The 20703-nt window shown below is 68.0% G+C and carries 19 protein-coding genes; 15 read left to right on the forward strand and 4 right to left on the reverse strand.

The features are described 5' to 3' along the window. The first annotated feature begins 27 nt into the window (after positions 1–27). The 7 genes from FHP25_RS06110 to FHP25_RS06140 all read left to right on the forward strand — a co-directional run bounded on the left by FHP25_RS06110 (position 28) and on the right by FHP25_RS06140 (position 6811). Positions 28–1407 carry an MmgE/PrpD family protein gene (locus tag FHP25_RS06110; RefSeq protein WP_147846020.1) on the forward strand — a complete coding sequence of 460 codons (1380 nt, stop codon included), beginning with the start codon at positions 28–30 and terminating at the stop codon, positions 1405–1407. 7 nt (positions 1408–1414) lie between these two features. Continuing rightward, positions 1415–2284 (forward strand): IclR family transcriptional regulator, encoded by an 870-nt coding sequence (locus FHP25_RS06115; protein WP_147846021.1) that lies wholly within the window; start codon positions 1415–1417, stop codon positions 2282–2284. Between the two features lie 111 nt (positions 2285–2395). Continuing rightward, positions 2396–2893 carry a MaoC family dehydratase gene (locus FHP25_RS06120; RefSeq protein ID WP_147846022.1) on the forward strand — a complete coding sequence of 166 codons (498 nt, stop codon included), beginning with the start codon at positions 2396–2398 and terminating at the stop codon, positions 2891–2893. Positions 2894–2898: 5 nt separating this feature from the next. Beyond that, positions 2899–4044: an acyl-CoA dehydrogenase family protein gene (locus tag FHP25_RS06125; RefSeq protein WP_147846144.1), complete on the forward strand. Its 1146-nt coding sequence runs from the start codon at positions 2899–2901 to the stop codon at positions 4042–4044. Beyond that, a complete protein-coding gene (locus tag FHP25_RS06130) occupies positions 4044–4523 on the forward strand; it encodes a MaoC family dehydratase (RefSeq protein WP_178133330.1) in 480 nt (159 codons plus the stop codon). The genes FHP25_RS06125 and FHP25_RS06130 overlap by 1 nt, the downstream gene beginning before the upstream one ends. Positions 4524–4662: 139 nt before the next feature. Then, a complete protein-coding gene (locus tag FHP25_RS06135; RefSeq protein WP_147846023.1) occupies positions 4663–5883 on the forward strand; it encodes a CaiB/BaiF CoA transferase family protein in 1221 nt (406 codons plus the stop codon). Between the two features lie 16 nt (positions 5884–5899). Then, entirely contained in the window at positions 5900–6811 is a 912-nt protein-coding gene (locus tag FHP25_RS06140) for an HpcH/HpaI aldolase/citrate lyase family protein (protein WP_147846024.1), read from the forward strand. A gap of 74 nt (positions 6812–6885) precedes the next feature. On the opposite strand, the gene atzF is transcribed toward FHP25_RS06140, so the two are convergent. Then, complete coding sequence (atzF, locus tag FHP25_RS06145; protein WP_147846025.1) at positions 6886–8724, reverse strand: allophanate hydrolase; 1839 nt, start codon at positions 8722–8724, stop codon at positions 6886–6888. Positions 8725–8796: 72 nt separating this feature from the next. On the opposite strand from atzF, the gene FHP25_RS06150 reads away from it, so the two are divergent. From FHP25_RS06150 to secD, 6 genes are all read left to right on the forward strand, one after another. Then, positions 8797–8994, forward strand: coding sequence for a DUF4089 domain-containing protein (locus tag FHP25_RS06150; RefSeq protein ID WP_178133331.1), 198 nt, complete (start codon positions 8797–8799; stop codon positions 8992–8994). Continuing rightward, on the forward strand, positions 8991–10385 hold the full coding sequence (locus FHP25_RS06155) for an AtzE family amidohydrolase (protein ID WP_147846027.1): 1395 nt from the start codon (positions 8991–8993) through the stop codon (positions 10383–10385). Before FHP25_RS06150 ends, FHP25_RS06155 begins: the two co-directional genes overlap by 4 nt. 133 nt (positions 10386–10518) lie before the next feature. Continuing rightward, the gene (locus FHP25_RS06160; protein WP_147846028.1) at positions 10519–11223 is read left to right on the forward strand and encodes a hypothetical protein; all 705 of its coding nucleotides are present in this window, start codon (positions 10519–10521) and stop codon (positions 11221–11223) included. 103 nt (positions 11224–11326) lie between these two features. Beyond that, positions 11327–11731 (forward strand): oxalurate catabolism protein HpxZ, encoded by a 405-nt coding sequence (gene hpxZ / locus FHP25_RS06165; protein ID WP_147846029.1) that lies wholly within the window; start codon positions 11327–11329, stop codon positions 11729–11731. A 54-nt stretch (positions 11732–11785) separates the two neighbouring features. Beyond that, positions 11786–12265: a hypothetical protein gene (locus tag FHP25_RS06170; RefSeq protein WP_147846030.1), complete on the forward strand. Its 480-nt coding sequence runs from the start codon at positions 11786–11788 to the stop codon at positions 12263–12265. 61 nt (positions 12266–12326) lie between these two features. Then, entirely contained in the window at positions 12327–14861 is a 2535-nt protein-coding gene (gene secD / locus FHP25_RS06175; protein WP_147846031.1) for a protein translocase subunit SecD, read from the forward strand. Positions 14862–14918: 57 nt separating this feature from the next. Here the strand turns inward: secD and FHP25_RS06180 are convergent, their stop codons facing one another. The 3 genes from FHP25_RS06180 to FHP25_RS06190 all read right to left on the reverse strand — a co-directional run bounded on the left by FHP25_RS06180 (position 14919) and on the right by FHP25_RS06190 (position 17845). Further along, entirely contained in the window at positions 14919–15455 is a 537-nt protein-coding gene (locus FHP25_RS06180; RefSeq protein WP_147846032.1) for a carboxypeptidase-like regulatory domain-containing protein, read from the reverse strand. Between the two features lie 139 nt (positions 15456–15594). Then, positions 15595–16977, reverse strand: coding sequence for an MFS transporter (locus FHP25_RS06185; protein WP_218578219.1), 1383 nt, complete (start codon positions 16975–16977; stop codon positions 15595–15597). A gap of 4 nt (positions 16978–16981) precedes the next feature. Beyond that, on the reverse strand, positions 16982–17845 hold the full coding sequence (locus tag FHP25_RS06190; RefSeq protein ID WP_147846033.1) for a TauD/TfdA dioxygenase family protein: 864 nt from the start codon (positions 17843–17845) through the stop codon (positions 16982–16984). A gap of 239 nt (positions 17846–18084) precedes the next feature. Here FHP25_RS06190 and FHP25_RS06195 point away from each other — a divergent pair, with 239 nt between their 5' ends. Further along, a complete protein-coding gene (locus tag FHP25_RS06195) occupies positions 18085–19038 on the forward strand; it encodes a carbohydrate ABC transporter permease (RefSeq protein ID WP_218578220.1) in 954 nt (317 codons plus the stop codon). Further along, positions 19028–20641 carry an extracellular solute-binding protein gene (locus tag FHP25_RS06200; protein WP_218578221.1) on the forward strand — a complete coding sequence of 538 codons (1614 nt, stop codon included), beginning with the start codon at positions 19028–19030 and terminating at the stop codon, positions 20639–20641. The genes FHP25_RS06195 and FHP25_RS06200 overlap by 11 nt, the downstream gene beginning before the upstream one ends. Positions 20642–20703 lie beyond the last annotated feature (62 nt).

The following is a 20703-nucleotide window of genomic DNA, read 5'->3' on the forward strand; positions in this document are numbered from 1 at the left end:
CGATATCCCGCGCCGAGAGGAATTTCCATGAGTGGACCGGCAGCCACCGCGCGATCGGCGACGCCCATGACGCCGCCCACCGCCACCCTCGCCCAGCAGGCGCTGGGCTACGACTTCGACGGCCTGCCTGCCGACGTGGTCACGCTGGCCAAGCAATGCCTGCTTGACTGGCTCGCCGTCACGCTGGCCGCCTGGGACGATCCCCTGGTCGGCATCCTGGTGTCCGATGCCGAGGAGGAGGGCGGCAATCCGCATGCCACGCTGATCGGCCGCGGCAGGCGCGTGGCGCGGGCGCAGGCGGCCCTGATCAACGGCGCCGCCAGCCATGCGCTGGACTATGACGACGTCAACATGTGGATGAGCGGACACCCGACGGTGACGTTCACGCCGGCCCTGCTGGCCCAGGCGGAGGGTCGGCAGGTCAGCGGCCGCGCCTTCATCGAGGCTTTCGTGTCGGGCTATGAGACGGCCTCGCGGGTCGGCTGGCTGGTGCAGCCCTCGCACTACGCCCGCGGCTTCCACGCCACCGCCACGATCGGCGCCTTCGCGGCGGCGGCGGCCTGCGGCCGCCTGCTGCGGCTGGATGCGGCCACCATGGCCACCGCTTTCGGCATCGCGGGCACCCAGGCCGCCGGCCTGAAATCCGTGTTCGGCACCATGTGCAAGCCGCTGCATGCAGGCCTGGCGGCGCGGGCGGGGTTGCAGGCGGCGCGCTGGGCGGCCCGCGGCTTCACCTCGCGCGGCGATATCCTGGAATGCGCCCAGGGCTTCGCCGCCACCCACAGCCAGGACTTCAACGCCGACAAGGCGCTGGGCCCGGCGCCGCAGGGCTTCCATATCCGCAACAACCTCTTCAAGTACCATGCCGCCTGCTACCTGACGCACGCGCCGATCGAGTGCGTGAAGCAGCTGCGGCTGAACCACGCCATCCAGCCGCAGGATGTGCGCGCCATCACGCTCAAGATCGACCAGGAGACCGACAAGGTCTGCAACATCCAGCAGCCGGCCAGCGGCCTGGAGGCAAAGTTCTCGCTCAAGCTCACCACGGCCTTCGCGCTGGCTGGCATCGATACGGCGGCGATGTCCAGCTACAGCGCCGCCAACGCCAATGATCCGCGATTGGCACGGCTGCGCGACAAGGTCGCGATCGATTTCCAGAACGGCTGGCCCCACACCCTGGCCGAGGTGAGGGTCGAGCTGGCCAACGGGCGCCATGTCGAGGCGCGCTTCGATTCGGGCGTGCCCGAAGGCGACGTGGCGCGGCAGGGCGACAAGCTCGTCGCCAAGTACCGGGCGCTGGCGACGCCGGTGCTAGGCGAAGCCAAGGCCGAGGCGCTGCTGGAGCTGGTGCAACGGCTGGAGACCTTGGACAGCATCGATCCGCTGCTGTCCGCGACCGGGCGCTGACGCGCCCATGGCGCTGCGATCGGACCGCGCGCCGTCTGGCGTGCTCATGTCTCGCCAGCAGGCACGAAGAGCACGGCAGGAGCCGCGCGGTCCGATCGCGCTGACAGAAGCCTCCCCCGGCACACCGCTGGCCGAGCGCACGGTGAAGTCGGCGCGCCGCGTGCTGGAGGTGCTGGAGCTGTTCGCCGAGCGCCGCGGACCGCTGACGGTGGGCGAGGTCGCGGCGGCGCTCGCCTATCCCCAGTCCAGCGCCTCGGTGCTGCTGCAGAGCCTGGTGGCGCTGGGCTACCTCGTGCACGATCGCGGCCAACGTACGTTCCTGCCCACCTTGCGCGTGGCCTTCCTTGGCGACTGGCTCGAAGGCAAGGAGGTGGCCACCGATGCCATCGCGCGGCTGATGCGCCGCCTGCACGGCGCCACCGGCGAGACCATCATCCTGGGCCAGCGCCAGGGCGTGCACGTGCTCTACATCCGCATCCTGGAAGCGGCGAATCCGGTGCGCTTCGTGCTCCATCGCGGCATGCGCCGGCCGATCCACCAGGCGGCGACCGGCGTGGCGCTGCTCGCCGGCCTGCCGGACCGCGAGATCCTGGCCATCCTGCGCCGCTGCAATGCCGAGGCGCGTGATCCGGCGCAGCGCGTCAAGGCAGCGGTCCTGATGGCGGGGATCGCCCAGTGCCGCCGCGACGGCTATGCGATGTCGGAGGGCAGCGTCACGCCCGGTGCCGGCGTCATCGCAATGGCTCTGCCCGGCCTCGAGCCCGTGCCGGCAACGGCGCTGGGCATTGGCGCGCCGGTCGAGCGCCTGAAGCCCCATGCCGACGCCATCGCCGCGCGCCTGCGGGCCGAGATCGCCCGCTGGCAGGTCGAAGGATAAGCCCGCGTCGCGGCTATCACATATGTGAAATATCGCGCCGACCCCTTTGTCTGCGCCGCAGGTTCGCATAATCCCTTGCCCGAAGAACAGCGGTCGACGGAGGGCCAGCGCATGACGCAGGCGGCGGAAGACTTCCGGGCGCGAGCCCGGCTGGTGCCCAAGGGGCATACCTACGACGACTTCACACCCGGCCGCGTGTTCTCCCATCACTGGGGGCGCACCATCACCGAGTCGGAGTCGACGACGTTCACGACCCTGACCCTGCATTTCAACCCGCACTACTACAATGCCGAGTACGCCCGCGCGCACGGCCATCCCGGCCTCGTCGTCAATCCGCTGCTGGTCTTCACCACCGTGTTCGGCCTGTCGGTGGAGGACCTGAGCGAAGGCGGCGGCCCGTTCCTCGGCGTCAACGAGCTGTCGTTCCACAGCCCGGTCTATCCCGGCGACACGCTGACGGCGCGCTCGCTCGTGCTCGACCGGCGGCTCAGCGACTCGATGAAGGATTTCGGCATCGTCACCTGGCACACCGAAGGCTTCAACCAGGCCGATGAACGCGTGATCGATTTCAAGCGCACCAACCTGGTGCGGCTGCGGAGGGTATCGTGAGCTACATGACCGAAGAGCGCCGCATGATGCAGGAAGCGGCGCGCGAGTTCACCATGAACGAGGTGCTGCCGGTCGCCAACAAGCTCGACCCGGAGCAGGGCGACATCCCGATGTCGCTGCGCGACAAGCTCGCCGAGATGGGCTACTTCGGCATCCTCATTCCCGAGCAGTATGGCGGCGCCGGCCTGGGCAGCTTCGAGTACTGCCTGGTGACGGAGGAGCTGTCGCGCGGCTGGATGAGCGTGGCCTCCCTGATCGCGCGCGGCAACAGCCTCATCGGCTCGCATGCCATGAACGAGGAGCAGCGCGGGCGCTACCTCTCGCGCATGGCCAAGGGCGAGTTCCTGGGCGCCTTCTCGATGTCGGAACCCAACACGGGATCGGACGTCGCCAGCCTGAGCTGCCGCGCGAAGAAGGACGGCGACAGCTACCTGATCACCGGCAACAAGTACTGGTGCACCTTCGCCGACGGCGCCGACTTTCTGATCCTCATGGCGCGCACCTCGGAGATGGATCCCAAGGCACGCCACAAGGGCATCTCGATGTTCATCATCGAGAAGAAGCGTGGCGAGCTGCCGCCCGGCTGCTCCGGCGCGTCGATTCCCAAGATCGGCTATTTCGGCTGGAAGACCTGGGAGCTGGCGTTCGACAATTGCCGCGTACCGGCCGAGAACCTGATCGGCGAGGAAGGCCAGGCGTTCTACTACGCCACCCGCGGGCTGGAGACGGCGCGGGCGCATACCGCGGCCCGTGCCATCGGCCTGGCGCGCGGCGCGCTGGAGGACGCCACGCAATACGCCCAGGAGCGGCGCCAGTTCGACCGTCCGATCTCCGACTTCCAGGCGATCCGCTTTAAGCTCGCCGACATGGCGACCGAGATCGAGGCGGCGCGCCAGCTGATGTACTTCGTGTGCGACCAGATCGACACCGGCCAGCGCTGCGACAAGGAGGCCTCGATGGCGAAGCTGTTCGCTTCCGAGATGGCCGAGCGCGTCACCAGCGAAGGCATCCAGATCTTCGGCGGCGCCGGCTACACCAAGCTGCATGCCGTCGAGCGCCACTGGCGCGACGCGCGGCTCACCAAGATCTTCGAGGGCACGTCGGAGATCCAGAAGCGCATCATCTCGGACCGCCTGCTGGGGAGGAACTGATGAAGGCCGCGTCCCTCACCGGCGGCGCCAACTATTTCGAGGACTTCAAGGCCGGCGACGTGCTGCGCCATGCGCGCGGCAAGACGATCGAGCCGCTCGAGCAGGTGTGGGTGACCAACATCACCATGAACACCGCCGACGCCCATTTCAACGAGCACCTGATGACCGCGAGCCCATGGGGCAAGCGGCTGGGTTTCGGCGGTGTCACCATCTCGATGGTGATCGGGCTTGCCGCCCAGGACACCGCCGAGAACGCGCTCATGGAGCTGGGCCTGGACAAGATCCGCCTCAAGGCGCCGGTGTTCCACGGCGATACGCTCTATGCCTACAGCGAGGTGCTGGAGACGCGCGATGCCGATCGGCCCGATGGCGGCGTGGTGCGGTTCAAGCACTACGGCGTGAACCAGGACGACAAGGTGGTGTTCGAGGGCGAGCGCACCGTCCTGCTCAAGCGCCGCAGCCACTGGGCGGACAAGTGATGATTGTTTCTTTCCCTTCCCCGCTTGCGGGGAAGGTGGCCGAAGGCCGGATGGGGAGCCGACGTGGTCTCCGTTACCAAGACCACGTTGGCTCCCCTCCGCCCCTTCGGGGCACCTCCCCACTGCGTGGGGAGGAATCATGACCACCACCGTCGGCGCGCTCGAAGGTGTGCGCGTCATCGACCTGACTCAGATGCTGGCCGGGCCGTTCTGCACCCAGATGCTGGCCGACCAGGGCGCCGAGGTCATCAAGGTCGAGCCGCCGGAGGGCGATCAGACGCGCATCGTCGGACCGTATCGCGTCGACGACACGCTGCGTGCCTATGGTGGCTACTTCGCGTCGGTGAACCGCAACAAGCTGTCGGTCGCCATCGACCTGAAGAAGCCGGAAGGGCGTGCCCTGCTGCTGCGCCTCACGGACAGTGCCGACGCCGTGGTGGAGAACTACCGCACCGGCGTGATGGATCGGCTGGGCCTGTCCTACGAGACCATGCGTGCGCGCAACCCGAAGCTTGTCTATGCCGCGATCCGCGGCTTCGGCGATCCGCGCACCGGCCGCAGCCCCTATGTCGACTGGCCGGCCTATGATGTGGTGGCCCAGGCGATGGGTGGGGTGATGGGCATCACCGGCCCGGACCAGGACACGCCCATGAAGGTCGGTCCCGGCATCGGAGACCTGATGCCGGCGGCGATGTGCGCCTTCGGCATCGTCAGCGCCATCCTGCACGCCGGCCGCAGCGGCCAGGGCCAGTTCGTCGATGTCGCGATGGTCGACTCGGTGCTGTCGCTGTGCGAGCGCATCGTGCACCAGCATGCCTTCCTCGACGCCGTCGCGGTGCCCGAGGGCAACCATCATCCGTTCCTGTGCCCCTTCGGCATGTTTCCGGCCAAGGACGGCTACGTGACTATCGCGGCGCATTCCGATGTGCATTGGCCGATCTTTTGCCGCCTGATCGGTCTGGACGGGATGATCGGAGATGCGCGCTTCGCCAGCGTGCAGGACCGCCGGGCCCATCAGGCGCTGATCCTTGAGGCGGTGTCGTCCTTCACGCGCCGCCACACGAAGCAGGAGCTGCTGGCCATCCTGGGTGGCAGGATCCCGTTCGGGCCGGTCTATCACGTGGGCGAGATCGTGGCCGATCCGCATTTCAAGGCGCGCGACATGGTGGTCGAGGTGGAGCATCCCGGCTGCGCCGCGCCGGTGCGCATCGCCGGCATTCCCATCAAGATGGGCGATACTCCCGGCAGCGTGCGCCGCCGCGCGCCGCTTCTGGGCGAGCACACCGACCACGTGCTGGCGGCCGCCGGCCTGTCGGCGGCCGAGATCGCGCAGCATCGCGACAGCAGGACCATCAGCTGAAAGGCAAGGCAGCACCATGACCGACCGTCCCCGCCGCGCGCGCCGCGTGCAGCTCTCCACCCCCGGCTCGAGCGAGAAGATGATGCAGAAGGCGGCCGCCTCGGCTGCCGACCACGTGTTCCTCGACCTGGAGGATGCCGTGGCGCCCAGCCAGAAGCGTGGCGCGCGCCAGAAGATCGTGACCGCGCTCAAGGAGCTCGACTGGAGCGGCAAGACGCGCTGCGTGCGGATCAACGACCTGACAACGGAATATGCCTTCGAGGACATCATCGAGATGGTCGAGGGCGCCGGCGAGCATCTCGACACCATCATGATGACCAAGGTCATGACGGCGGCCGACGTTCTGTTCGCCGATAAGCTGCTGCACCAGCTCGAGAAGAAGCTGAAGCTCAAGCGGCGCATCGGCCTGGAGGCGCTGATCGAGGAGGTCGAGGGCATGCAGAACATCGACGAGATCGCACGTTGCACGCCGCGGCTGGAATGTCTGGTGTTCGGCATGGGCGATTTCTCGGCGTCGATGGGCGTCGCCAACCATGCCATCGGCGGCGACTCGGCCTACCCCGGAGACATCTGGCACCACGCCCGCTTCCGGCTCGTGATGGCCTGCCGTGCCGCCGGCATCGATCCGGTCGATGGCCCCTATGCCGATTTCAAGAACCCCGACGGCTACCGCCAGGAATGCACGCGCGCCATGCTGCTGGGCTGCGTCGGCAAATGGGCGATCCATCCGTCGCAGATCGACATCGCACGCGACGTCTACTCGCCACGGGCCGAGGACGTGGCGCGGGCGCGCAAGCTGGAGAAGGCCTACGCCGAAGCCGAAGCACAGGGGCTGGGCGCCATCAATGTCGATGGCGTCATGATCGACGTGGCATCGATCCGCATCCTGCGCAACACCATCAGGAAAGCCGAGCTCTACGGCATGTAGAAGGCATGAGGCGGGCCATGCGCAGACGGACATTCATGACGGCCGCGGCGAAGGAGCCGTGATTCGCGCTAGGCTTATTCTTGTGCCGCAAGCCAGGCGCGCCAGCCGCCGAAGCGGGTGATGTCCTCGGCCTGCGCTGTGGCCACGGCCTCGCACAGGAAGCCCTTGAGCCGGCGGCCGTCGCTCAGAACGACATCGCCCAGGCCCAGCGGCTGCGGGATGCCGGCCAGCAGGGCGGCGACGGATTCCGCAGGCAGGCGCCAGACCTCGCCGGCGATCGCCGCGCCGTCCTCGGCCACGCGCACCATGCCGGGCCGGGCCACCGCGCCGCCCGGCAAGCGGAACAGGCGATAAAGAGGCGCCGTGCGGCATTCGCTCACGTAGCGGCCGCCCAGCGCCGCAAGATCGCGGTTCAGCGGCAGGCCACGCATATGCGCGCCCAGCACGACGATATCCAATGTCGGCCACGCCGGGTTCGATGCCGGCGGCGTGATGTCGGGCATTGCCACGCCGGTGGCGCCCAGCGTCACGCTGCTGGCGACGTGGAACGCATGGCCGACGGCAGCGAGCTGAGGTTCGCGGAAGGCGGGCGCGATCAGCGTGATGCCGGCAGGCATGCCGTCGTCGCGGAAGCCGCCGGGCACCGCCAGCGCGCTGAGGTCGAGCTGGTTCACGAAGTTGGTGTAGTGGCCGAGATTGCTGTTCAGCTGGACCGGGTCGGCAAGGACGTCGTCGATGCGATAGATCGTGCCGCTGGTCGGCACCACCAGCATGTCGGTATCGGCGAACAGGGCTTCGGCATGGCGGCGCAGCGCACGCAAGCGATCTCGCGCCTTGTAGACGTCGACGGCATGGGCCGAGCGGCCGCTCTCGACGATCTGCCGGGTGATCGGATGCAGGGCGTCAGGCTGCCGGACCAGGAAGTCGTCCAGCGCCGCGGTGCGTTCGGCGACACCCGTTGGGCTGTAAAGGACCGCCGCGGCCTCCGCCAGCGGCGCGTAGTCGATCTCGACCAGGGTGGCGCCCAGCGACGCCAGCCGGGCCAGGGCCACATCGAACAGGCGCTCGGCCTGGGCATCGCCGAAGAACTGGCGCTGGTCAGGTCGTGGCACGGCGATGCGCGGCGCCGGTGGCGCCGCCGACAGCGATGCTGTGTAGCCTGCCGGGGCGCAGCGGGCATAGATGTCGTCGGAATCGAAGCCCATCGCGGCCGCCAGCACCGCCAGGCTGTCGCCGACGGTGAGCGCGAAGATGGACACCACGTCCAGCGACCGGCAGGCGGGCACGACACCGCTTGCCGGGATCAGGCCGATGCTGGGCTTCAGGCCGACGATGTTGTTGAAGCCGGCAGGCACCCGGCCGGAGCCTGCGGTGTCGGTGCCGAGCGCGAAGGTGACGAGGCCGGCCGCCACCGCCACCGCCGATCCCGAGCTCGAGCCGCCGGGGATGTATGCTGCGTCAAACGGATTGCGGGCCACGCCATAGGGAGAGCGCACCCCGACCAGTCCGGTGGCGAACTGGTCGAGGTTGGTCTTGCCGACGGGGATCGCCCCGGCAGCACATAGCCGTTCGACCGCGATCGCCGAGCGCGACGGCGTGTAGGCGAAAGCCGGGCAGGCCGCCGTGGTCGGCAGGCCGGCCAGGTCGATGTTGTCCTTGATCGCGAACGGCACGCCGAACAGCGTCTCGCGGTCGAGCACGCCGGGGTCGGCGCGCAGGCGCTCCTCGAGAGCCGAAGCCTGACGGCGCAGCGCGTCATCGGGCACGCGCGAGATCCAGACGCCATCATCGCCTCGGGCGGCAAGGCGCTGCAGGAGCATGTCGATGACCATCGACGGCGTGCGGTGGCCGGCACGGTAGTCCGCCCGCAGGCGCGTGAGGTCCAGGCTGTCAACGGCACCGTTCTTGCTCATATCATGCTCCGTTCGGACCTCAGGTCGGATTGCGTTCAAACATCATGCCAGCGGCCAGGGAGAGGAAGGCACATGAGCGACCCGAAGGAAAAGGAACCGGATGTGGGCGCCTATGTCGATGCGATGGCGGAGATGGTGGGCCTGCCGATCGCGCCACAGTATCGCGACGCCGTGATCGCCAACATGGCCCGCACGGCCCAGGTGGCCGCCCTCGCCCTGGCCGAGCCGCTGGCCGACGACCTGGTGGCCGCGCCGGTGTTCCGGCCGTGAGCGCCGTCGCCGGCAAGGATGCGACCGCCGCTGAGATCGCGGCGGCCGTGTCGACGGGCAAGGCGACGGCCGCATCGGTGGTCGCGGCGGCGCTGGCCCGTGTCGCGACCCTGGACAAGACCTGCAACGCCTTCACATCCGTGGTGGCCGAGCGTGCCCGCGCCACGGCCGCCGCCGTCGATGCGGCCATCGCCGCCGGCAGGCCGGCCGGACCGCTGGCCGGGGTGCCGTTCGCGGTGAAGAACCTGATCGACATCCAGGGCATCCCGACCCTGGCCGGCTCGAAGATCAACGCCGAGCATGCGCCGGCGGCGCAGGACGCGACCCTGGTGCAGCGCCTGGAGGCAGCGGGCGCGATCCTGGTCGGCGCGCTGAACATGGGCGAGTACGCCTATGATTTCACCGGCCGTAATGCCCATGCCGGCCCGTCACGCAACCCCCGCGATCCGGCGCACATGACCGGCGGCTCGTCCGGCGGCTCCGGCGCGGCGGTGGCAGGCGGGCTGGTGCCGCTGTCGCTGGGCTCCGACACCAACGGCTCGATCCGCGTGCCGGCGTCGCTGTGCGGCATCTTCGGTCTCAAGCCGACCTACGGCCGGCTGAGTCGCGCCGGCAGCTTCCTGTTCTGCGACAGCCTTGACCATCTCGGGCCGATGGCCCGGTCGGTGCGCGATCTGGCGCTGGCGTTCGACGTCATGCAGGGGCCCGACCCTCGGGATCCGGTCTGCACCGAGCGGCCGCCGGCGCCGACCCTGCCGGGGCTCGACGCGGGTATCGCCGGGCTGCGCATCGCCGTTGCCGGCGATTATTTCGAGCGCCAGCTCGAGCCGGTGGCCGCGGACGCTGTCGCGGCTGTGGCCAGGGCGCTGGGCGCCAGCCGCAAGGTCGTGGTGCCCGATGCCGCCCGCGCCCGCGGCTGCGCCTACCTGATCACGGCGGCGGAAGCCGGCGCCCTGCACCTGCCGCGCCTGCGCACGCGCGCCGACGACTTCGACCCGGAGACGCGCGAGCGCTTCATGGCCGGCGCGCTGACGCCGGCCGCCTGGTACATCCAGGCCCAGCGCTTCCGTCGCGCCTATCGCCAGCTTGTGCTCGAAACGCTGCAGGATGTCGACGTGCTGATCGCGCCCGCGACGCCCGTGACGGCGCCCCGGATCGACCAGACGATGATGACCGTATCAGGCGTGGCGATGCCGGTGCGTGCCAATCTCGGCATCTTCACCCAGCCGATCTCGTTCATCGGCCTGCCTGTGGTGGCAGCGCCGCTGCAGCGGCCGGGCGGCCTGCCGATCGCCGTGCAGCTCATCGCCAAGCCGTTCGACGAGCAGGCCGCGCTGCGTGTCGCGCACTGGCTGGAGGGCGAAGGTGTCTGCGCCGCGCCGACGGCATGATCCGGTGTGAATGGATCAGCTGAGACATCTCGCGGACCAATACTGCAACGGGCCTGTGATTTCTCGTTGATTGAAGTTCCTATCCTGCCCGCTATGCTGGCTGCAGGCAGTCGCCACGAGGTAGGAGGACGTCATGCAGTTCCGTCCCTTCGATACCCTGAGCGAAGCGTTTGTGAGAGTGAGATCACGCCCGCCGCGAACCATCTATCTCATCCTCGGCCTGGAGGGGGCTCGCTACTATGTGTTCTTCAGTCAGCCCGACCTGGGCCAGCTGATGAATCGGCTTGCGACTCAAAAGGTCGGGATCAACATGGAGATCGAGGAGTTGAAACGGCTCCAGCCCGATGACGATCATGTGCTCCTTCCCTCGCAGGTTGCTCAGCGGCTCGCCGGATTCAATGCGAACCATAATGCACGTCGTGCACGTACCGAAGGACTGACGCCGCATTTGCTCGAGCAGGCTCAGGCGCTGGGAGTCCAGCAGGATGCCGGGCACGCGGAAATGTTCATGATCGAAAGCTGGCGACGGTGTGTCGACGATTTCATGATGCATCGGCATCGGTATCCGAAGCGAGGAGAGATATTTCTCTCCCATACGCCATGCCGGACGAGTGATGATCAGCCGAGTCCGGCGATGCTCGTCGATGGCCGCAACTATCCGACGTCCTGTCGGGCCAAGCTGTATACCTTCTTCAAGGCCAATCCGGGTATCAGATGGAAGATCTGGTATGAGCTGCGATTCGGGTCAGCCGAGCAGCTGAACGATACGGAGTTGGCGAGCGATTTCCCCGGCATCGAGATCGCACGGATGACGCCTGACGTGCTGCACCTGATCTGATCCCTGCCATCGGAAGGCTTGCTTCTTGCTTCTTGCTTGATGACTCTTGACCTGTCCATTCAGGGGCAGGGCGGCATGTGACGAGAAGCATGGAGCCATAAGTATGACCCTGGAGATCAACATTCCGGAGATCGTGCAGGAGGTCACCACGGCCTTCCATCGCTACGAGGCGGCGCTGAACAGCAATGACGTGGCGACGCTCGATGCGCTGTTCTGGGACAGCCCGCACACCCTGCGCTACGGCATCGGCGAGCAGCTGTATGGCCACGACCAGATCGCGGCCTTCCGCTCCGGGCGCGATCCCAAATTCGTGGTCGACCGTGAGCTGCTGAGGCTGTGGGTCGTCACCTATGGCCGCGACTTCGGTACCGCCAACTGCGAATTCCGGCGCCACGGCAGCCAGCGCCTCGGACGGCAGAGCCATACCTGGATGCGCACGGCGAATGGCTGGCGGATCGTCGCGGCGCACGTCTCCTTCCAGGGGGATGCAACGCCGATGAAGGCGTAGGGCGCGGCTCCCGGTGCCATTGCATTTGCGCCGGGGGAGGGCCATATCGTCGCGATGCTCGCCGCCACGCCGCCCGTGATGGACCGACCCGGCAGCGCCCTGGCGCGCTCGGGGAAGGTCGTCCAGGCCGCCGCCCTTGCCTTGCTGACGCTGGTCCTGACCCTGGCCGGCCAGGCGTCGATCGCGCGTGGCGCGTTGCAGATGTCGGCGCCGCTGGACGGCGTCGTCGATCGCGTCGTGGCCGGCGATCGCGGCATCCTGCCGGCGAAGCCGGGCCTGCGGACGCCGGGCGAGGCCCAGGGACCGCGCAGCACGGCCGACCAGGACCCGCCGGTCTTCATCATAGCCGAGCCGGGCCCGGCGCCGGCACGGCCGCCGCTGGCCGACCCGGAGCGGGTAGCCGACCGCGCGGTAGCGCCGCAAGCGGCCGGATGGGTGCATCGGGCGCGGGGCCCGCCGATGGAGCGTGGTGTTCCGTCTCTCACACCGCGCCTGTCGTCCTGGCAAGCCACGCCGTCACGCCTGATGGCGTGAGCCTGTGTGGCATGCGGGCGCGGTCAAATCGCCCCGCTCATGTCTGCCAGGACTTCACGCCATGCGTCAGTCTCCGTGGAAGGTGACGGCTTACGCCCTCATCGTCCTGTTCGGCGTTCTCGCCGCCCTGCCCAATCTTCTCACCCGCGAACAGCTCGCGCTTCTCCCGGACTGGCTGCCCAAGCAGCAGGTCACGCTCGGGCTGGACCTGCGCGGCGGCTCGCAGCTTCTGCTGGAAATCGACGGCGATGCCGTGCGCAGCGACCGCCTCTCCAGCCTTTCCGATTCCGCCGCCGCCGCGCTGCAGGGTGCCGGCATCCGCCATAGCGGCGTGCGCGTCGCCGACAACGCGGTGACGGTGCGGCCGCTCGATGCGGCCCAGGGCCGCGACGCTCTGCGCGTGCTGACCGGGCTGAACACGCCGGTCGAGACCCGGTTCGGCACCTCGGGCCCACCGTCGCTGGAGGTCAATGCAGGCACCGACGGCACGATCACCCTGCGGCCGACGGAGGCCGACCTGACGGCGCGCCTCAATGCCGCGGCCGATCACAGCCTGGAGATCGTGCGCCGCCGTATCGACCAGGCCGGCATTGCCGAGCCCACCGTGATGCGCCAGGGCGCCAGCCGGATCCTGGTGCAGCTGCCCGGCGTGCAGGACCCGACCCGCATCAAGGAGCTGCTGGGCAGCACCGCACGGCTCAGCTTCCACATGGTCGACGAGACGGCCGGCGATGGCCGCGTGCCCGGCACGACGCTGCTGCCGCTGGAAGGCAGCTCGGGGCAGATCCGCATCAGGTCGCGGGTGATGCTCGAGGGTGACCGTCTGGTCGACGCCACCGCCGGGTTCGATCAGCGGTCCGGCCAGCCGATCGTGCAGTTCCGCTTCGATTCGCAGGGCGCCAAGCGCTTTGCCGATATCACGCAGAAGAATGTCGGCAAGCCGTTCGCGATCGTGCTCGACGGCCGCGTGCTCAGCGCGCCGGTGATCCAGGAGCCGATCCTCGGCGGCTCCGGTCAGATCAGCGGCCATTTCACGACGGAAAGCGCCAAGGATCTCGCCGTTCTGCTGCGGGCCGGCGCCCTGCCGGCGCCGATGAAGGTGATCGAGGAACGCACCGTGGGCGCCGACCTCGGCGCCGACGCGATCGAGCAGGGTGTCACGACGGGCCTGATCGGCTTCGCCCTGGTCTTCATCTTCATGGTCGTGCTGTACGGCCGCTGGGGCCTGGTCGCCAACCTGGCGCTGGCGTCCAACGTGGTGCTGACCTTCGCGGCGCTGAGCCTGCTGGGCGCGACACTGACCTTGCCCGGCATCGCCGGCATCATCCTGGGGGTGGGCCTGGCGGTCGACGCCAACGTGCTGATCAACGAGCGCATCCGCGAGGAGACGGCACGCGGGCGCAGCGCGATCGCGGCGCTCGACGCCGGGTTCAAGCGGGCCTACAGCACCATCGTCGACTCCAACGTCACCACCCTGATCGCGACCACCATGCTGTTCGCGCTCGGCTCGGGCCCGGTGCGCGGCTTTGCGATCACGATGGGCCTGGGCATCATGATCTCGATGTTCACGGCCGTGTCGATCGTGCGCATGATCATGGCCCTGTGGGTCGTCTGGCGCCGGCCCAGGCAGTTCATCATCCGGCCGCTGTTGGGGATGCGCCTGATCCCGGACAACACCGCCTTCCGCTTCATGCGCGGGCGCTTCATCGGCATCGCGGTGTCGGCCGTGCTGTCGGTGTCGTCGCTGGCGCTGTTCGTTCATCCCGGCCTGAACTACGGCATCGATTTCGTCGGCGGCACGCTGGTCGAGGTCAAGACGCAGGAGCCGGCCAGGCTCGACGAGCTGCGGCGGGCGCTGAACGGCCTGGATCTCGGCGAGGTCGCGCTGCAGGAGGCCGGCTCTCCCAACAACGTGCTGGTGCGCATCGAACGCCAGCCGGGTGACGACCAGGCTCAGGCCGCCGCGACCGACAAGGTGAAGGCGAAGCTGGCGGAGATCGCGCCGGGCTCGGCGATCGAGCGCGTCGAGGTTGTCGGGCCCAAGGTCAGCGGCGAGCTGATGGAGGCGGGCGTGCTGGCCGTGGCGCTGGCGTGCCTGGCGATGCTCATCTACATCTGGGTGCGTTTCGAATGGCAGTTCGCCGTCGGCGCCATCGTCACCCTGGTGCTGGATGTCACCAAGGCAGTAGGCCTGTTCGCGATCACGGGCCTGGACTTCAACCTGACCGCGATCGCTGCCCTGCTGACCCTGATCGGCTACTCGGTCAACGACAAGGTGGTCGTCTATGACCGCATGCGCGAGAACCTGCGGCTCTACAAGAAGATGCCGTTGCGCGAGCTGATCGACCTCAGCATCAACGCCACGCTGGCGCGCAGCATCTACACGTCGGCGACCGCCTTCCTGTCGATGCTGCCCATGGCCCTGGCCGGCGGCAGCGCGGTCGACAACTTCGCCATCCCGATGGTGTTCGGCATCGTCGTCGGCGCCAGCTCGTCGGTGTTCATCGCAGCGCCGATCCTGCTGTTCCTCGGTGAGGGACGGTTGCGCCGAGGCGGCCGTTTGCCGGCGCCAGTGCCCGCCGCGTCGGCCGGCTGAGCAGTCATCTGACGCCGAACGGCGCGCCGTGGCAGGCGCGCCGTTCGTGCAAGGCCACTACCACGTGAACGCCAGGTACTGATGGCGGCCCGGCGTGATGTTCACCGTCCGGGTTTTCAGGCTGCCTTCGCTGGCGGCGCGCACGGTGTACTGGCCGGCCGGCAGGTCCGCGAGCAGGAACGGCCCCTCGGCGACCGTGTGCAATACCGGCTGGCCGCGCATGTCGGTCACGCTGACCTCGACATAGGCCAGGAAGTCGCCGCGCACTCCGTTGGCACGGGCGAACTCGAGGCCGAGCGCATAGCGAGGCATCGCTGCCCGGAATGCCTCGGCTTCGTCCTTGGTGACACCGCCGGTCGTGAATATGACATTTCCCTGACGGCGCTCGACCGGCCCCGTGCGCATGCCCTGATACACGTCATCCCGTGGGCGACGGTCATCAAACCGGTCATACGGCCGTTCATAGCGATCGTATGGCCGGTCATAGGCAGAGGGGCGATCGGGCGGCGGGTACCTGTCCATCTGGGCCGCAGCCGGTGCCAGTGCGGCTGCCAGCACACCGGCAGCCACGGTGAACGGGAGCATCCTGGTCATCCTTATCTCCTTCGCTTCCACGGCCTGCGCGCATGGTGGCGCGCTCACGCTTGGCGGCGGGACAAGGTGAAAACGTCCTGTTGAAATCGGAGGTTCCGCGAAAACCCGGTGCCGGCGCGGTGGCGCCACTTTCTTGCCACTATACGTCGCCGCTGAAGCGGGCCAGCCGCATGGTGCTTGTGAACACCGCCACGCCGGCGAAGCCGGCACTGATCAGCAGCGCCACGGTCGGCCCTGCAGCTTGTGTGACCACCAGCCCGAAGACCAGCGCCACCAGCGCCGCGCCCAGCGTCTGCCCCATGACACGGGCCGTCGAAAGAACGCCGCCGGCGGCGCCGCTGCGCTCGCGCGGCACGCTGCCGATCAGGATGCGGTTGTTGGGCGATTGGAAGAGGCCGAAGCCGGCGCCACAGATCGCCATGCGCCAGGCGATATCGATGTGGCTGGGCTGCGGCGGCAGGAAAGCCATCAGAAGCAGCCCGGCGCATAGCAGGGTCAGGCCCAGGCCGCCCAGCAGGCCGGCGGGATAGCGGTCGGACAGCCGGCCGGCAAGCGGCGCCATTACGCCCACGGCCACCGGCCAGGGTGTCATCAGCAGCCCGGTGTCGACCTGCGTCAGGCCGAGCACGTCCTGCAGGTAGAACGGCAACGCCACGAAGGCCGCCCCTTGCGCGGTGAAGGAGCAGACCGAGCTCACCACCGACAGCGAGAAGACGGGGCGCCGGAAGATATCGACCGGCAGCATGGGCGCGGGCAGCGCCTTCTGCCGCACGACGAAGACTGTGCCTAGTATGACTGCGAGAGCCAGCTCGGCGGTCACGACAAGGGCGCCGTGACCGTGTCCGATGCCGTCGATGCCGCCGATCAGCAGGCCGAAGGACAGGGCCGACAGCAGCGCGCTGGGCAGGTCGAACGGATGCGGCGTAGGCTCGGTGACGGGCAGTGCCCGCGCCGACAGCGCGAACGACACCACACCCATGGGCACGGCGATCGCGAACAGCCACTGCCATGGCCCCAGGGCCAGGATCGCCGCCGCCGCGGTCGGCCCCAGCGCTGCCGAGGTGGCGACGATAAGCGCGTTGATGCCCATGCCGTGTCCCAGCGCGGCGCGCGGATACGTAAAGCGGATCAGCGCCGGGTTCACGCTCATGATCCCGGCGGCGCCCAGGCCCTGCACGGTACGTGCGATCACAAGCATGGTGAGCGAGTCCGAAAGCGCGCAGATCAGCGATGCCAGGGTGAACACCACCACGCCGGCGCGGAACACGCGGCGGTAGCCGAGCACGTCTCCCAGCGACGACAGCGGCAGCAGCGAAACCATGACCGCGATCTGGAAGGCATTGACGATCCAGATCGAGCGGGCGGCCGTCGTATCGAGGTCGCGTGCGATCACAGGCAGGGCGATGTTGGCGAGCGAGCCGTTGAGCACCGTCATCGACAGGCCAAACGCCATGGCAGCGACGGCCCAGTGGCGTCGCGGCACCGGCAGACCATCGCCGGCATCGATCGGTAGAGCCACCATCGCTTTACTGGGCCACAGTAGGTGCGTCGCCCGCCACTGTGGTGCGCTGCATCAGGCGCCTGTGCCTCACCGCATCGTACGGCGTGGCGCGGTGCAGGACGGCCCGGTTGTCCCAGATGATCAGGTCGCCTGCGCGCCAGTGATGCGAGAAGCAGAAGGCGGGCTGTGTCGCGTGCGCCGTCAGGGAGTCCAGCAGCGCGCGGCCCTCGGCGAACGGCCAGCCCAATATGTGCGAGGCATGCGAGCTCACGTACAGGGCCTTGCGGCCGTTGATCGGATTGACCCGGACCAGGCGCTGCTTCACGGGCGGCACCTCAGCCTTCTGCGCCTCGGTCAGCACGGTCGGGTCGACCAGGCCGCGCGAATAGGCCAGCGAATGCTCGGCCACCAGCGTCTCGATCTGCTGCTGCATCGCCTCGGACAGGCTTGCATGGGCGGCGCGCAGGCTGGCGAATTCGGTGTTGCCGCCCTCCGGCGGGCAGATACGCGCCGACAGCAGCGAGCACAGCGCCGGCACCCGCTTGAAGGAGCTGTCGGTGTGCCAGAAGTAGTTGGCCTTCTGGTAGACCATGCGGCGGTCGTCCGGAGGGATCGTGGCGCCGGTATCGATGTCGAGGTTGGATTGGCGCGCGAACGGCGTGCCGCCGGCCGGGTTGGCGCTGACGGTTGTTTCCAAGGGGCCGAACAGCTTGCTGAACGCGATCTGCTGCGCATCGTCGATCGGCTGGTCGCGCAGCAGCACGACGGAGTGCTCCTCGAAGGCAGCGCGGATCTCGCCGAAAGCCACGGCATCGACCGGGTGCGTCAGGTCGATGCCGCCGATCTCGACGCCGAACAGGGGATGCAGCTTGCGGAACGTCAGGGCCATGGTCACGGGCTTGTAACACGTGAAGGCACTCTAGCGCGACCGGACAGCGTTGGCCGTGCAAGTGCTGCAAGGCAGGCATATGGCGCTTTTTTCATCGCCCTGGGGCGCAGCGAAGCACCCTGCGATCGCGCCAACGATTTTTCCCCATGATGCAGGCCGTCGTCATGGAATTGTCGCGCGGCCGTCATCGCGTGTTTATCGCCGCACCCTAGGCATCGCTGCGCAAGACAGGAGCGCGCGTGACGGTCGATGCCATCATCACGGCCGACGTCCTGGACGTCGACACCAAGCCGGTGCGGGCGGATCGCCGTCGGCGTCCCCGGCCGTGGCGTCTGGCCTGGCTGCTGCTGCTGCTGCCGTCGCTGCTGTGCCTGGCGGCTTTCACCTACCTGCCGGTGCTGCGGGTGGTGCTCGATGCGCTGTACGCCGCGCCGCACGGTACCGGCAGCGCAGCGCGCTTCGTCGGGCTGGAGAACTTCGCACGGGTCCTGGGTGATCCCGCCTTCCGTCAGGCGGCACAGAACAACCTCCTGTACGCCATCGGCACCGTCGTTCCCAGCGTGGTGCTGGCGCTTCTCTTCGCGCTCGCCGTCTGGCGTTCGTCGCGATTCAACACCGTGATGCGCACGATCCTGTTCCTGCCGTCGCTGGTGCCGCTGGTCGCGGCCGCATCGCTGTTCTTCTTCATCTTCCTCCCGGGCATCGGCTTGCTCGACTACTATCTGGGCAAGATCGGTGCATCAGGCCTCAACTGGATCGGCGATTCGGACGTCGCCCTGTGGTCGATCGTCGGGCTGACGGTCTGGAAGAACGCCGGCTACTACATGCTCTTCTACATCGCCGGGCTGCAGGCCGTGCCGCGCGATCATATCGAGGCTGCCACGGTCGATGGCGCCAATGCACTGCAGCGTCTGTGGCATGTGATCCTGCCGGCGCTGCGGCCGACCACGGCTTTCGTGGTCACCATTGCCCTGATCCACATGCTGACATCGGTGGACCACGTCGTGGTGCTGACCAAGGGCGGCCCGAGCAACGCCACCAACCTGCTGCTGTTCTACATCTTCCAGGAAGCGCACGAGAATTTCGATGCCGGCAAGGCAGCCGCCGCCACGGGGATCAGCGTCGCCGTGCTGCTGGTCGTGTCGCTGGGTGCGCTGCGCGGCATGGACCCGGGAGGCGGCCGTGCGTCTTGAGCGCCGTCTTGGCCCGGCGCTGATCGTCGCCGCCATCGCGGCTGCGGCCTTCGTCTGGGCGACGCCCTTCCTGTGGACCCTGGTCGCATCGTTGCGGCCCGAAAGCGCCGGCAGCGTCGACATGGCGTCGCTGTGGCCCGACTTTGCGCCGACCCTGGCCAATTTCCGGCTGGCGCTGGAGAGCGGCGACTTCGGCCTCTACTACATCAATACCGCGATTGTCGTGGTCGGCATCCTGGGCGTCCAGGTCGTCACGATCAGCCTGGCCGGATACGCCTTCGCACGCCTGCAATTCACCGGGCGGGACGTGCTGTTCTATGTGTTCCTGCTGCAGCTGATGCTGGTGCCGCCGGCTCTGATCGTGCCGAACCTGCGCACCATCGTCGATCTCGGCCTCTACGACACACTGGCCGGTGTGATGGCGCCGTATTTTGCGTCGGCGTTCGGCACCTTCCTGATGCGCCAGACCTTTCTCGGCATTCCGCGCGACTTCGAGGAGGCGGCCGCGATTGACGGCGCGCCGTGGTGGGCGATCGTCTGGCACGTCCTGCTGCCCTTGGCGCGGCCCGGCCTGGTGGCTTTCGCAATCGTATCGGTGACGGCGCAATGGAACGAATTCCTGTGGCCTCTGATGGTGATCAACGATCCCGCGAGCCACACGCTCACCATCGGGCTCGCGACCTTCACCAAAGGTGCGGAAGGCGCCAGGGAGTGGGGCGTCCTGGCCGCCGGCACCCTGCTGGTGATGGCGCCGCTGGCCGTCGCGTTCGGGCTCGATACGGCGAACCCGCCGCGCACCTGGGCCGAGCTGGTGGATGCGGCGAAGAAGCTCACGAAGCGCGATGGCGAGAAGATCGAGCGCCACGGCTTCATGATGCCCGGCAACTACGACACGCTGGGCTGGCTGATGAGCGCGCTGTCGATGTCCAACGGCGGCCGGTACTTCAATGAAAGCTACGGCGGCGAGGTCTACTACGATACGCCCTCGATGGTGGGTGCGGCGCGCCTGGTGGAGGACCTGGTGCACAAGCACAAGGTGATGCCGGCAGGTGTCGTCGACTCGGGCGCCGTGTCGACGGCCTTCTTCGCCGGCAAGGCGTCCATGATCCTGCAGTCCACCGGTTCCCTGTCCTTCATTCGCGAGAACATGAAATCCGCTTACAGCGTTGCCTTCGTGCCGCGCAAAGTGCGCAATGCCGTGCCCATCGGCGGCGCCTCGCTGGTGATGTTCAAGGGCCAGAGCGAAGCCAGCCAGGAAGCGGGATGGAAATTCATCCGCTGGCTGTCGTCGACCGAGGTCCTGGCCGGCTGGAGCCGATTTATAGGCTACTTCGCGCCGCGCAAATCGGCCTACGACATGCCCGAGATGAAGGCGTTCATCGCTCGTCACCCCGACGCCAAGGTGGCGCTCGACCAGCTCGCCTATGCGCAGCCCTGGTTCGCGACCTATCAGACCGTGGCCGTGCGCAAGGCGCTTGAGGACGAGATGCAGGCGGTCCTGAACGGCAAGAAGAAAGCCGACCAGGCCGTCAAGGATGCGCAGCGCAAGGCCGACGAGCTGCTGCGTCCCTACGTCGAGCAGACCGCGCTGAAGCTGCCGTGATTGTTGCAGCTCAGTCGCTCCGGGCGCGGCTCGGAATGACGGGCTGCCGGAACAACGGCGAG

The organism is Vineibacter terrae (assembly GCF_008039615.1).
GTDB classification, from domain to species: domain Bacteria; phylum Pseudomonadota; class Alphaproteobacteria; order Reyranellales; family Reyranellaceae; genus Vineibacter; species Vineibacter terrae.

What these genes read in the sequence shown, in the direction of transcription:
- FHP25_RS06110 (WP_147846020.1), top strand. Translation starts at nt 28, where the DNA reads ATGAGTGGACCGGCAGCCACCGCGCGATCGGCGACGCCCATGACGCCG.
- FHP25_RS06115 (WP_147846021.1), top strand. Translation starts at nt 1,415, where the DNA reads ATGGCGCTGCGATCGGACCGCGCGCCGTCTGGCGTGCTCATGTCTCGC.
- FHP25_RS06120 (WP_147846022.1), top strand. Translation starts at nt 2,396, where the DNA reads ATGACGCAGGCGGCGGAAGACTTCCGGGCGCGAGCCCGGCTGGTGCCC.
- FHP25_RS06125 (WP_147846144.1), top strand. Translation starts at nt 2,899, where the DNA reads ATGACCGAAGAGCGCCGCATGATGCAGGAAGCGGCGCGCGAGTTCACC.
- FHP25_RS06130 (WP_178133330.1), top strand. Translation starts at nt 4,044, where the DNA reads ATGAAGGCCGCGTCCCTCACCGGCGGCGCCAACTATTTCGAGGACTTC.
- FHP25_RS06135 (WP_147846023.1), top strand. Translation starts at nt 4,663, where the DNA reads ATGACCACCACCGTCGGCGCGCTCGAAGGTGTGCGCGTCATCGACCTG.
- FHP25_RS06140 (WP_147846024.1), top strand. Translation starts at nt 5,900, where the DNA reads ATGACCGACCGTCCCCGCCGCGCGCGCCGCGTGCAGCTCTCCACCCCC.
- atzF (WP_147846025.1), bottom strand. Translation starts at nt 8,724, where the DNA reads ATGAGCAAGAACGGTGCCGTTGACAGCCTGGACCTCACGCGCCTGCGG.
- FHP25_RS06150 (WP_178133331.1), top strand. Translation starts at nt 8,797, where the DNA reads ATGAGCGACCCGAAGGAAAAGGAACCGGATGTGGGCGCCTATGTCGAT.
- FHP25_RS06160 (WP_147846028.1), top strand. Translation starts at nt 10,519, where the DNA reads ATGCAGTTCCGTCCCTTCGATACCCTGAGCGAAGCGTTTGTGAGAGTG.
- hpxZ (WP_147846029.1), top strand. Translation starts at nt 11,327, where the DNA reads ATGACCCTGGAGATCAACATTCCGGAGATCGTGCAGGAGGTCACCACG.
- FHP25_RS06170 (WP_147846030.1), top strand. Translation starts at nt 11,786, where the DNA reads ATGCTCGCCGCCACGCCGCCCGTGATGGACCGACCCGGCAGCGCCCTG.
- secD (WP_147846031.1), top strand. Translation starts at nt 12,327, where the DNA reads ATGCGTCAGTCTCCGTGGAAGGTGACGGCTTACGCCCTCATCGTCCTG.
- FHP25_RS06180 (WP_147846032.1), bottom strand. Translation starts at nt 15,455, where the DNA reads ATGACCAGGATGCTCCCGTTCACCGTGGCTGCCGGTGTGCTGGCAGCC.
- FHP25_RS06185 (WP_218578219.1), bottom strand. Translation starts at nt 16,977, where the DNA reads ATGGTGGCTCTACCGATCGATGCCGGCGATGGTCTGCCGGTGCCGCGA.
- FHP25_RS06190 (WP_147846033.1), bottom strand. Translation starts at nt 17,845, where the DNA reads ATGGCCCTGACGTTCCGCAAGCTGCATCCCCTGTTCGGCGTCGAGATC.